The organism is Methanospirillum sp. (assembly GCF_028679455.1).
Taxonomy (GTDB): Archaea; Halobacteriota; Methanomicrobia; order Methanomicrobiales; family Methanospirillaceae; genus Methanospirillum.
The window spans coordinates 1-11,754 of record NZ_JAJRBM010000227.1; the positions used below are offsets into that span (position 1 = coordinate 1).

Here is an 11,754-nt window from a genome sequence, read left to right on the forward strand (position 1 = left end):
ATCTGCAGCACATCTGGATAAGGATATGCACATATCCCATGAAACACCACTTGAGGAACTGGTTGCAAAGGCTCATGAATCACTCTCCCGGATCAGGAACACACAGATACAAAATGGCATGCATATCTTTGGGGAGGTTCCGTCAGGAGAAAAACGGCTGGATTTCATCAATTCAATTATCAGGTTTGATGCAGGTGATCCTTCTCCCAGAAGGATTATTGCCGACATCCTGGGATTTGACCTGACTGATCTTCTCAATCATCCGGATCACTGGTCTGATGTTTATCAGAAATCGTACGGTGCATTACTTGAATACCTGGAATCCGTAACAAAACAATTTATTACCGGAGTACTTGCAGATCCACTCATACATGAGTTCGGACAGATTTTCTCACAGCATCTTACCGGAGAACAAACAAAGGACCTTGAATCAATAAAAGTTCGGATTCTTGATATAAATGAACGCCTTGAATCATCAAAGGAGATTGAATCACTCCTTCACGGGTTTGAAGGGAAATATATTCCACCCGGACCTTCGGGTCTGATATCGCGTGGTCATGAAGAAGTTCTTCCGACAGGGAGAAACTTTTATTCGCTCGATCCGTATCGTGTTCCTACTCAGGCTTCCTGGCGGGTTGGACAACGACTTGCTGACGCCCTCGTAAAAAAATATCAGGATGAAGAAGGCAGTATTCCAGAAAATGTGGCATTTTACTGGATGGCCGGCGATATCATGTCTGCAGATGGGGAAATGTACTCTGAACTTCTGTGGTTGCTTGGAGTAAAACCAGTATGGCAGACCGGTGGTCAGGTCAAATCATTCATCGTTGTCCCGCTCGAAGAGCTCAACAGACCACGGATAGATATCACAATCAGGACTTCGGGAATTCTTAGGGACAATTTCAGTAACTGCTATGAACTGGTGGATGAAGCAGTCATGACGGTGGCTGCACTGGATGAACCCGTTGACAAAAATTTCATCAGGAAACATGCTCTGAAACGCATGGAGGAAGATGGGGTTACCCTACGGGATGCAACGCTACGAATTTTTTCATCCCGCCCGAGAACATATGGAAACGGAGTAAATCTTGCGGTTCTTGCAAGTGCATGGAAGACGGAAGCAGATCTTGCGGATATTTTTGTAGCCTGGAACGGATACGCATATGGCAAAGGAATTCAGGGAAAACAGGCCCATGTAGATCTTGCAGCGAATCTCTCTACTGTTTCAGTGACCTTTAATAAGGTACAATCTGACGAGTATGACCTGCTTGGATGCTGTTGTTACTTCGGAACACACGGGGGAATGACCGCTGCAGCACGGCATTATTCAGAACATGAAGTAAAACCATATTATGGGGATACCAGGGAGCCTGAATCGATTGGGGTAACGGATCTCAGCGACGAGATTCGCCGGGTAGTCAGAACAAAACTCCTCAATCCCAGATGGATTGAAGGGATGAAAGAGCACGGCTATAAAGGTGCCTCCGATATGATGAAACGTATCACCCGGGTATACGGATGGGAAGCTTCAACCCAAGAAGTTGATGATTGGATCTTTGATGATATTGCCGAAACTTTTGTCAACGATGAAGAGATGCGACAATTCTTTGAAGAGAACAATCCTTATGCTCTGGAAGAGATTGCCCGAAGGCTCCTTGAAGCAAACCAGCGTGGACTCTGGGAAGCAGATCCACAGGTGCTTGATGAACTGAAAAATAATTATCTGCAGATAGAATCGTGGATGGAAGAACAGGTAGGAGAGGGTGATTTTCAGGGTGGAAGTGTGGATATCATTACTTCTGATGAAATTTCCACCTGGGGAGAGCCGATGAAAGATCTCCTGGCAAAGGTTCATGAAAAATATTCCAAATAACCAATTTCTATAAATTATTGACCTGCAGAAGTTCTATGTCTGAAAACTAACATGATTTTTGATTTGCTGAGAATTACCGATGGTACATAAATATCATATTTTTATGAGTTGGCCTGAATGAGATCCAGAATACCAGTAGAAATCCTAATGACAGAATCCGGGAAAATCACGAAATCCGTTCTATTACTTGTGCTCGCCGGTGTGTTAGTCCTAATCACCATGACTTGTGGATGCACGAATATTCCCTTATTCTCTCATCCGGAAGAGACTGCCCGGGAATATATCCCTGACCCGGTAAGCCCACCACCTGGGAGCGAAGAAATGCCTGCCAATATGCCGGCAACTCCTTCTACTGAAGGAATCTCCCAAAACGATTCTGGAGAATCACCGTATCCGGATGAACCTTCACCTGACTTTTCTCCGGTTGGGATGGGGCCGGAAGCTACGCTAACACCCGAACCAACCCCCGTCTCAAACGTGACCGATTGGGATCCTTATATGGTGTTACCTCCCTGGCAGGCTCCGTTAAATCATTCCTCGATACTGAAGAATGATACTTCGCATAATTTCCGCCAGCCACTTAACAACACCTTTTCCGGTTCAGTCGGTCTGGCTGGATTTGCTATCGGTAAACAACTGAATATTACTCATGGTCCGTTCTCCATAACCTATACGGTCCACCCGAATGTTACCTCACCTCTGGATGTCTGGGCGAAAATTACGATCTTTGATCCCTGGCAGAATATTATTGCAGAGGGGGGATACAACCGGGGATATCCGAATCAGGAGACTCAGATTATGACCATCTACCGGGATGGCAGGCACTATATGAGTATAGAAGGAGAGTTTGCTACCATGGATTATACAGTTAAGACCGCTGATATTGCACCTGTGGTAACCCAGCCTCCGGCTCAGACGCAAGAAGAGATGGGTCCTGAAGGAGAAGGGCCGTATTAGCGTATAAGGTGAGAGGGAATATCGAGCAGGAGGAGATACTATCTGAAAAACACGGATCGGTTCAGTACTGTCCGGCCTGTGTCGGATGAACTACAAAATCATAATTTTTAACCCGCCTACCAAAATATCTTCACCTGGTTTGGATAATCTGGTCCCTTCTTCTGTGGGGGAATGATTCGTTTTAACCAAATAATTGGCGGTAAAGTTGCACTGTTTTGGGATGTGATTCGGGGAGATTTGAGGAATTATTATCAGATAATACCGCTAAAAGAAAAGTATGATCCAGCTAATTCTTGATAAGAAGAAAGAAATCGAGCGGATTTGTGCAGAGCACCAGGTGCGTTCCCTGAGCCTAACTGGATCGGGCCTTTCCGGTACCTGGGATCCCAATATAAGTGATATCGATCTCATTATTGAATTTCAATCCATGAGCCCTGCAGATCATGCAGAAAGTTATTTTAGCATTCTCGAAGAATTTGAGGATTTGTTCGGCTATCCAATTGATTTGATTGAGATGTGTGCGGTTACCAACCCACATCTGCGAGAATCATTTGCGTCAACACAGGAATCTCTGTATGCACTCACCTGATATCAAAGTCTATCTCTATGATCTTAAACAATCATGTGAGTACATTCATTCCTTTAGTTCCGGATGTGATTGCTATTCACACCTATCTGCCCCGATGCGAAAATCAGCAGTGGAACGCCAATTCATCCTCATCGGTGAAGCGTTAAACCAATTGGCCACAAATTTTCCAGAAGAGAAAAAACATTTTCCTGAAGTTCCTCGTATCATCTCCTTCTGAAATCGTCTCACTCATGCCTATCGTACAATATCTGATGATGTAGTATGGGGGATAATGCAGAATTCTCTTCCCTCGTTCTGTATGAAGGTACATCAATTTATCAAGATTGAAATCCGGAATAAGGGAAATCCCCTTTCACTCGTCGATCCTCCAAATTTCGCAATGCCTGCTCATGAGGTCGGTGATTTGATACGAAAAAAGAGAGAATTACTCCCCTTCTGGTTTTTGATACTCATCACTGAGCACCAGGGCATACCGGTATACCGGCCCGATAATACTCTTTTCTGTTGATGCCGATCCACGGGCCTCATCTTTGAGGGTGGTGATTCGTGCATCAGTTCCGGTATCAGACTTGATGACCCACTTTCCTGGAGCATCAAGGTTCAGGGTTACTTTTCCTTCTACATTGGAGGTTTCATTAATGGTGATATCTTTCTCCGGGGTTCCTACCTTTGCTGCTTTCACGGCAGCTCCTTCAAAAGGCTTGCCCTTATAGAGAACCTGTACCTCAAACGGACCGGTTCCAGCAGTGGTAATGTTACTTAAGGGAACAATCTCCCATTCCTGGCCTTGAGGTTTGTTTCCTGCACTGAAGTCAGCATCAGGCCCGGCGATAAAAGTCTTTGAGTAGACATACTTTGGGTACGAACGCTCAATATACCAGTCGTCAGCCCATCCGGTCTTGTTCATTGAATCAAGATCAATCGCATCAACCGGCTTGTTGATCCATTCTCCACCTTCAGTATCCGGAGGATTTGTAACAATGTGAGTCCACGTGCCTTCGGTGTGATAAAGATCAAGGATGTTCAAACCACTTTTCTCAATCGGGAACTCAAATACCTTATAATAACCCATTGTTTTGCAGTCCTGGGTGCCGTTGACATCATCAGAAATTTTTGAATCCACTGAACCGTCCTGATGATGGAGATCCAAAGTCATATACCCTGCAGGAAGTTCCTCACTTGTCCCGAAGAGATGGCTGCTTCCGACAAAGAAATATGCCATATCTCCTGTGTTCACCCACGAGGTCTCAGGGATTGCCCAACTCTCATGTGCAGATGCCGGCAACAGACCGGTTATGCAGAGGAGGCATACTGTCGCTATAAAAAAATACGTTTCATGCATACATATTATCTGTTCATACTATATGTATAAATTATCATACTTGAAACAAAATCTTGTGATGTTATTTTTTAGATCCATGCCCTAAATCCTCTCCTAAATTGTTTGATACGCAAAATGTTAGATAATTACTTAAAATTGGTATTACGATTCTTTAAAATTTATAACATATTTTGAAGTAGTCTAAAAACTAATTATATACTATGTACAGTCCCCTGTCCCGGGATATTCAGATGTATGATCAGAGCAATACACGGAAAAAAGGACCGGTTCATGGTTGGAAAGAGCCCGCAGTCTCACCGGTAGTTGGGATCATGCTGATGCTCACCGTGACCCTTATCCTCGCTGCAATCATCAGTGGTTTTACCGGAGGGATCGCAAAAAGTCAGCAAAAACCTCCTCAGTTGTTATTCGAAGCTTCGATGGTGAATGACACGGCAACACCTGCGAACAGTTTTCTGGAGATCAGGGTGATCTCAGTGAGTGAAGGCATTCACACCAGTGATCTGAAACTCCAGACCGAATGGAAAAACCAGAGTAAGCAGACGAACCGGTGTGTAATTATCCCGAATTTCGTAAATGCCGACGGAAAGACCTACCCACTGGGATATGGACCTGGTGTTCAGTCAGGAGATGGTTCCTCGAATTTTGGGAATTATACCCTGTTGGCGGGAACTCGGATGAATGTAAATAATTCCGTAACCACTTCGATGGATGCAGTGCTGACCCAGTACTGGGATCAGTCACCTGGGGGCATTACTGATGGAACTCCGATCAGAATTCAGTTCGTGCATGTTCCAAGCGGTTCTATTATCGCGGATAAAGAGATCACAGCGGAGACATAAGATGCATGAAGAGGCTGTTTCTCCGGTGATTGGAGTTCTTCTGATGCTGACGCTCACGCTGATCATCGCAGCGATTGTGAACAGTTATGCCGGAGGTCTCATGGAGACCGAATCAAAAGCTCCGTCAGTCACGTTACAGGCAAAATATAGCATTTCGCAAGGAATGGAGATCAGGCAGGTAAGCGGTGATCCACTCCCCATATCCATTGTGAAGGTAATGGTAAGACCTTCTGAGACCTTTGGACGAAATGCTTCACAGTATTCTTCGCAGGTTGAAAAACGGTATATTACCGATGTGAATGGTTCATCCTGGGCAACTGGTATCACTTCGCTCAAACCCGGTGATGTGAATTATATTACGAATAAGTCCGGGGAACACAATCTCTCCTACCTCCAGTCAGATATTCTTGATTCTCAGTACTCACCGTACTGGTTTAATCAGACGCAGAATCTTGGTAACACGTTCTTCCTGGAGATGTACTATAAAAACACCATGATCTCCCGAAATGAAGTTCTCATTGAGGGATAAAATCTATCCACGTGAAAATTTGGTATTGACCAAATTTATAACTGGACAAATTGAAAAAATATCATTTTTGAGAGTTTTGTTTATGTTACACCTTACCTTAATTGATGACATGTGGAGTTGTATCAAATAATCAAGGAGAGCAGGAGAACAGAAAGAAATTCCCAACTGTCAAAAAGGAGGAAATTATACTTACGATGAACCGGGTGCTCCGACAACAACAGGAAGTGCTTCGATAATCATAGGGAGCAATTCAGCAGGGATTCCCATCACCATCTCACTCTCATGGATTCCAGAATATTTACGGGAACCATCACACCCAAGTGAGAAGTTTACTGCACCGGTAAGATAGACCTGAGCTGATGCATCGGCACATACAGACTGAATTCCGGCGAAATTAGCGTTTAATCTGCCTCCAAGGTGATACAGGCTGCTCTGTGCAAGTTTCAACATCACTTTTGGAGTCGTAATAATCAGTACAATGGTCGGGTCGAACGGTGTCTTCTCAAGTGGAGCGTAGGCCGTTGCATAGGTGGCCCCTGATTGGATATGCGGAATACGGTCGATGGTTCGTTTACATGACGGCCAGCTGTCATATTTTCCGAGTTTGTAATAGAATTCTCCAGTCTTGAGGGTCGCGGTGATTTCTCTGAGTCCCATCGCCCATGCTCCTCCCATACAGGCGTGATTCTCATTTGTAGCATAGAATATTGCACCGTCCCTCCTTGCCTTGTTCACCATCTGGCAGTGGGTGATCGTCTCCCCGATATGAGGAACCCCTGCAGGGAGATGGTCTTCACTCGTCACAAACTTAACTGCCACCGGTGAACCGTCAATGTGCAACAGGTCTTTTAAAACACGGTCAACTTGAGCATAGTCAATTTTCGTTCTGATAACGTCTTCCATATGATTGCCCCTGTAGGTAACAGGAGCACCTGCCCGTATAAAGATATCGAAAGTAGTTTAACAATTGTGAATTTATGGGTTTGTAAGAATACCTGATTATTCTTTCAGGGAATCAAAGATCCTGAACGAACCGTCAGGAATACGAATCTCAAACCTGACTCCTTTTCCATATACTCCGGTCTCCCGAATGGAAAGTCCGGTGATGGCCAGGATTTCCTGCGTTAGAAAGAGGCCCATACCGGTATGTTTCCCATATCCACGCTCAAAAATTCTTTCTTTCTCATTATCGGGAACGCCTATCCCGTCATCCAGGTATATGAGGATAAGATCTTTATCAGTCAGTTTATAGGTAACTTGAATATTTGTTACGTGTTCCCCGTGTCTGATTGAATTCTCTACCAGGTTCTGACAGATGAGTGGGAACAGCGGGTCGGCATACAGATCAAGATTGGCCGTGGGTGAGTGTAATGCGATTGAATCATTATGCAAATCGGTTCTGATCTTCTGTAATACCTCGTTGATATCATGCCACACGGGGGCCTTTATACCAATGTCCTGATAATGCCGGGTAAATTCGATCTGCTTCTGAATAATCTCTGCTGCATCCCGTTCTTTCTTCATGATTTCCAGGAATTTTGGATCAGTGCACATCTCCTCTGCAATCTCGTGATATCCGAGGAGAACGGTCAATTGATTTAATATGTCATGCCTGGTGATACTGGAGAGGATATTCAGTTTTTTGTTTGCATTCTGAAATGAGGCCTGTGTTTTTTCAAGTTCATGTTTCTGACTGATCTCTTCGTCGCGAAAGAGGATCATACACTGGACAACCCACCCGACGAGAAATGCAGAGACGCAGAGCATAATCGCCCGAAAGACAGAATCTGGAGAGATTGAGCCTTCTCCCAGATACGTTACCAGGATATGAAGAGATCCAAAGAAGAGGGCTACCCATAATGCTTTTTTCTGGTACCAGATTGCTGCTATGATGATGATGGGGTAGAACAGGTGAGTGTATACGATGGAGATCTGCAGTACGTAATGAACAACATATTCCAGAACAATGGCGAGCAGTATAAAAATAATCAGGGCCAGGGCTTTTGAATGAACAATAAGGTACTGGCAGTAACTTCGCGTTTCTCCTGACATTCTTAAGTAGTAATGATAATCTGGCCTTTATTAATAGATTTGCCGTACCATATGACGGGAATATTACAGGTACGATAAGATGACGATGAACCTGACCGGTTTGAGATCGGCAAACTGTTTCTTGAGCACCTCGATATTTCACCGTCACAACTATGCCCGGAGCCACGAAAGCAGTAGAAGGTATCAATAAACAGATATTTGATGTGATCATCTCTGATTACCCGGAACAAGGCAATGGAGAAGACGAACGGTGTTTCTTCTTCAGAAATACCCGGAACGGGAGAACATGAATATGGTATTGCATATATTCATCTCTTTACGTTTGAGAAGGGGGTGATGGTATTACCGGAATAATCTCTCATGTGATCTTTTTAAACAATTTAAATTTCAATTGCTCATCTGAATCATTGTTTCGGGAATATACCTATTTTTACACCGCCCCCACATTCGCTGATCGGATATCATAAAGAATTAATCACCCTGACATCAAGTCTTAATTACCAATGGGAACTAGCCACACTCCATCACTCAGACTCATCTCATGGAATCTTACCCTCCGTTGTCCTCTCCGGTGCCCTCACTGTTACTCTGATTCAGGAGAACACGAAGTGTCTCATCCTCTTTCTACTACAGAAGCCTTTGGTGTTCTGGATCAGATCAGAGCACTCGGGAGTCCGATCGTGATCCTCAGTGGAGGTGAACCCATGATGCGGGAAGATATCTTCGAGATCGCCTCCTATGGAACCAGTCTTGGCCTTACGATGGCTATGGGAACCAGCGGATTTCTCTTTGATGAGAATACTCCTTCCCTTATCAAAGGATCCGGGATCAAAAGTATTGCTATCAGTATTGACTCCGCAGACCCGGAGATTCATGATACCTTCAGAGGGTGTCCGGGAGCCTTTGACAAGGCCATCAACGCTATCCGCTCCTGTATCCGGGAAGGGATGCAGGTACAGATCAATATGACGGTTATTACCCCCGATTCCGCGATACTTGATAAGGTGGTCACCCTGGGAAAAGAACTTGGTGTACGTAATTATCAGGTCTTTATTCCGGTTCCTACCGGGAGATCAATACAGGAAAATTATCAGCGGTACGGAGCTTATGAGGAATTACTCAAACACATGCTCCGTACCTATACCAATAGCAATAGCGGAGTATCCCTGCGACCGACCTGCATCCCCCAGTTCCGCAGGGTTGCTGAGGAGATGGGAATTACTGATCCGAGGTGGGGGAGAGGATGCATCGCCGGGATCTTCTATTGCCGGATATACGCGAATGGGGATGTTACTCCATGCCCATATCTTCCCGTCATTGCCGGGAATATCAGGGAAACTCCTCTTTTAAATATCTGGGAAAATTCTGAAGTATTTGCTGCACTCCGGAATTATGATCGGCTTCTCGGAACCTGTGGGATCTGTCAGTATAAGTCAATATGTGGGGGATGCCGGGCCCGGGCATTCTCACGGTATGGTAACATGACACAATCGTGTGGCAGCCTGGTAGAACCTCATAACATCGATGGAGAAATTTGTGCTGAAGATCCACTCTGCCCGTACGTTCCTGAAGGTGAAACATGATTCCCAGGCATATCGATCAGAGAGATCTCCTCCTGCTACATGCTCTTCAGGAAGAATTTCCTTTGGTTCATAATCCCTGGGAAAATATTGGAAATCAGATTGGGATGTCAGGTGAAGAAGTGCTCAAGAGGATCACTATGATGGAGACGACAGGGACTCTTCGGGGAATCTCTCCAACCCTTGAATCAGCGAAGCGAGGGACGATAGTATCCACCCTGATAGCACTCAGAGTGCCTGAAGAGAGAATATCCGATATCGCTACCGTTATTAATGGGTATCGGGAAGTTTCTCATAACTTCAGAAGGGACCACGAGTTTAATCTCTGGTTTACTCTTGCAGCAGACTCAACCACCCGCCTCAACGAGATTACCTTGGCTATCCTCGCAGAGACCGGGGTTCATCCTGAAGATATGCTCGATCTGAAGACCAGAAAGCGGTTTAAGATTGATGTGAAATTCCCTCTGACCCAAAGACCTGATGGAGGGGAATGATGGATCAGACCGATCAGCGTCTTCTCGCGGAGCTGGAAAATGGTCTCCCCCTGGTCTCTCATCCATATACTGAAATTGGGAATCGCCTTGGTATTTCTGAGGATGAGGTGATTCAGCGGATCACCATCCTGAAGGAGAACCAGATTATCAGGAGATTGAGAGTCAGGATCAACCAGCGAAGTGTGGGGATCATCGCAAATGCGTTAGTTGCATGGAATATTTCTGAGAAAGAAGCGGATGCAGCAGGTAGCCTCCTCTCAGAATTTCCGGAAGTGACGCATTGTTACCAAAGAAGCCAGGTTCCAGGAAGATGGGAATATTCGATCTATACCGTACATCACGGATGGTCGCATGATCAGGTACTCAGGGAAATTTCCATGATTGCAGAGAAGACAGGATATGCAGAGTATGTTGTGTTGTTTAGTACAGATGAGTATAAACGGACTCCACATACCAGGGTCTATGATTTAGGGCCAGAATCATGAATCGGATAACTCAGTGTCTCCATGGAAAAGGTACCATCAGTATAATGATGACCGGTTCCCAAACGAAAGAAATAAGACCGGAATTCCTCGCGTACTCCTCCACCAGCATCAGACCGGTAATCTTCTGGAATCTGACCGGACGATGTAACCTCTTGTGTTCACACTGTTACAACTCTTCAGGCCCGGATCAGGATGCTGATGATGAACTTAACACGAGTGAAGCGATATCGTTCATTGATGATTGTGGAGCTCTCGGAGTCCCCGTGCTTCTGTTATCCGGGGGCGAACCGCTGATGAGACCGGATATCTGGGAACTGGCAGGTCATGCACATGTTCTCGGGATTAAGACTGCCCTAAGTTCAAATGGCACTCTCATTACTCCTGAAATAGCCCAAAAAATCCGTGATGCAGGTATTGGATATGTGGGAATCTCACTTGACGGGGCTACGGCTGCAACCCATGACAAGTTTAGAAATTCCCCTGGGGCATTTGATCGGGCAGTGCAGGCCTTTTCTTTTTGTAAAGATGCACGTATTAGATGCGGAGTCAGGGTAACCCTCACCCGGGATAATCTCCATGAACTCGGGTGTCTGATTGATCTGGCACTTCGGATTGGTGCATGCCGGTTCTGCGTATACTGGCTTGTCCCTTCAGGAAGAGGTGCAGACTCGTATGGGCAGCTTCAGTTATCAGAACAAGAGGTCTTCTCTGCCCTGGATCTTCTCCAGCAGTATGCAAAAAAGACAGATCCGTCGGTTATGGAATTTCTCACGGTAGATGGACCACAGGATGCCGTTCACCTGCTTCAGTGGATGGAGCAGGAAGGTTCAGAAGATCTTCCTGAAGCAATAAACCTGGTTTCTTCAATGAAAGGGGGGTGTAGTGCCGGTATCAGGGTTGCCAATATTACCCCGTCCGGAGATGTGTACCCCTGCCAGTTTGCCCAGATGCCAGAGTTTCATATTGGTTCAATCCGGGAAAAACGATTTTCAGAGATTTGGAACGACCCGG

13 protein-coding genes are annotated in these 11,754 nt (G+C 45.3%); 10 read left to right on the forward strand and 3 right to left on the reverse strand.

All coding sequences use genetic code 11. The annotated features are described in order from the left end of the window. The 3 genes from LUQ50_RS07320 to LUQ50_RS07330 all read left to right on the forward strand — a co-directional run. Window positions 1-1,873 (forward strand): cobaltochelatase subunit CobN (locus LUQ50_RS07320; RefSeq protein WP_300038404.1); only part of this gene is annotated, 1,873 nt, incomplete at its 5' end. Between the two features lie 147 nt (window positions 1,874-2,020). Beyond that, window positions 2,021-2,830 carry a hypothetical protein gene (locus LUQ50_RS07325; protein WP_300038407.1) on the forward strand — a complete coding sequence of 270 codons (810 nt, stop codon included), beginning with the start codon at window positions 2,021-2,023 and terminating at the stop codon, window positions 2,828-2,830. 277 nt (window positions 2,831-3,107) lie between these two features. Further along, window positions 3,108-3,419, forward strand: coding sequence for a nucleotidyltransferase domain-containing protein (locus LUQ50_RS07330; protein WP_300038410.1), 312 nt, complete (start codon window positions 3,108-3,110; stop codon window positions 3,417-3,419). Window positions 3,420-3,843: 424 nt separating this feature from the next. Here LUQ50_RS07330 and LUQ50_RS07335 read toward each other — a convergent pair whose 3' ends face one another. Then, a complete protein-coding gene (locus tag LUQ50_RS07335; RefSeq protein WP_300038413.1) occupies window positions 3,844-4,761 on the reverse strand; it encodes a DUF4198 domain-containing protein in 918 nt (305 codons plus the stop codon). A gap of 230 nt (window positions 4,762-4,991) precedes the next feature. Here LUQ50_RS07335 and LUQ50_RS07340 point away from each other — a divergent pair, with 230 nt between their 5' ends. Both LUQ50_RS07340 and LUQ50_RS07345 read left to right on the forward strand, forming a co-directional pair. Next, window positions 4,992-5,603: a type IV pilin N-terminal domain-containing protein gene (locus LUQ50_RS07340; protein WP_300038417.1), complete on the forward strand. Its 612-nt coding sequence runs from the start codon at window positions 4,992-4,994 to the stop codon at window positions 5,601-5,603. Between the two features lies 1 nt (window position 5,604). Next, complete coding sequence (locus LUQ50_RS07345) at window positions 5,605-6,132, forward strand: type IV pilin N-terminal domain-containing protein (RefSeq protein WP_300038419.1); 528 nt, start codon at window positions 5,605-5,607, stop codon at window positions 6,130-6,132. 189 nt (window positions 6,133-6,321) lie between these two features. Here the strand turns inward: LUQ50_RS07345 and LUQ50_RS07350 are convergent, their stop codons facing one another. Continuing rightward, a complete protein-coding gene (locus tag LUQ50_RS07350) occupies window positions 6,322-7,035 on the reverse strand; it encodes a DUF169 domain-containing protein (RefSeq protein ID WP_300038422.1) in 714 nt (237 codons plus the stop codon). 96 nt (window positions 7,036-7,131) lie between these two features. Further along, a complete protein-coding gene (locus LUQ50_RS07355; RefSeq protein WP_300038425.1) occupies window positions 7,132-8,184 on the reverse strand; it encodes a sensor histidine kinase KdpD in 1,053 nt (350 codons plus the stop codon). Between the two features lie 152 nt (window positions 8,185-8,336). Between LUQ50_RS07355 and LUQ50_RS07360 the strand changes: the two genes are divergently transcribed. The 5 genes from LUQ50_RS07360 to LUQ50_RS07380 all read left to right on the forward strand — a co-directional run. Further along, complete coding sequence (locus LUQ50_RS07360; RefSeq protein ID WP_300038428.1) at window positions 8,337-8,474, forward strand: hypothetical protein; 138 nt, start codon at window positions 8,337-8,339, stop codon at window positions 8,472-8,474. A 213-nt stretch (window positions 8,475-8,687) separates the two neighbouring features. Further along, window positions 8,688-9,767 carry a radical SAM protein gene (locus LUQ50_RS07365; RefSeq protein ID WP_300038431.1) on the forward strand — a complete coding sequence of 360 codons (1,080 nt, stop codon included), beginning with the start codon at window positions 8,688-8,690 and terminating at the stop codon, window positions 9,765-9,767. After that, a complete protein-coding gene (locus LUQ50_RS07370) occupies window positions 9,764-10,258 on the forward strand; it encodes an Lrp/AsnC family transcriptional regulator (protein ID WP_300038434.1) in 495 nt (164 codons plus the stop codon). Before LUQ50_RS07365 ends, LUQ50_RS07370 begins: the two co-directional genes overlap by 4 nt. Further along, window positions 10,255-10,743: an AsnC family transcriptional regulator gene (locus LUQ50_RS07375; protein WP_300038437.1), complete on the forward strand. Its 489-nt coding sequence runs from the start codon at window positions 10,255-10,257 to the stop codon at window positions 10,741-10,743. The genes LUQ50_RS07370 and LUQ50_RS07375 overlap by 4 nt, the downstream gene beginning before the upstream one ends. Then, window positions 10,740-11,754: radical SAM protein (locus LUQ50_RS07380; protein WP_300038440.1), on the forward strand; the 1,015-nt coding region annotated here is incomplete at its 3' end. The genes LUQ50_RS07375 and LUQ50_RS07380, both read left to right, overlap by 4 nt.

Bases quoted from the DNA above. Each gene is read 5' to 3' on its own strand.
- LUQ50_RS07325 (WP_300038407.1), top strand. From the start codon at position 2,021: ATGACAGAATCCGGGAAAATCACGAAATCCGTTCTATTACTTGTGCTC.
- LUQ50_RS07330 (WP_300038410.1), top strand. From the start codon at position 3,108: ATGATCCAGCTAATTCTTGATAAGAAGAAAGAAATCGAGCGGATTTGT.
- LUQ50_RS07335 (WP_300038413.1), bottom strand. From the start codon at position 4,761: ATGCATGAAACGTATTTTTTTATAGCGACAGTATGCCTCCTCTGCATA.
- LUQ50_RS07340 (WP_300038417.1), top strand. From the start codon at position 4,992: ATGTATGATCAGAGCAATACACGGAAAAAAGGACCGGTTCATGGTTGG.
- LUQ50_RS07345 (WP_300038419.1), top strand. From the start codon at position 5,605: ATGCATGAAGAGGCTGTTTCTCCGGTGATTGGAGTTCTTCTGATGCTG.
- LUQ50_RS07350 (WP_300038422.1), bottom strand. From the start codon at position 7,035: ATGGAAGACGTTATCAGAACGAAAATTGACTATGCTCAAGTTGACCGT.
- LUQ50_RS07355 (WP_300038425.1), bottom strand. From the start codon at position 8,184: ATGTCAGGAGAAACGCGAAGTTACTGCCAGTACCTTATTGTTCATTCA.
- LUQ50_RS07360 (WP_300038428.1), top strand. From the start codon at position 8,337: ATGCCCGGAGCCACGAAAGCAGTAGAAGGTATCAATAAACAGATATTT.
- LUQ50_RS07365 (WP_300038431.1), top strand. From the start codon at position 8,688: ATGGGAACTAGCCACACTCCATCACTCAGACTCATCTCATGGAATCTT.
- LUQ50_RS07370 (WP_300038434.1), top strand. From the start codon at position 9,764: ATGATTCCCAGGCATATCGATCAGAGAGATCTCCTCCTGCTACATGCT.
- LUQ50_RS07375 (WP_300038437.1), top strand. From the start codon at position 10,255: ATGATGGATCAGACCGATCAGCGTCTTCTCGCGGAGCTGGAAAATGGT.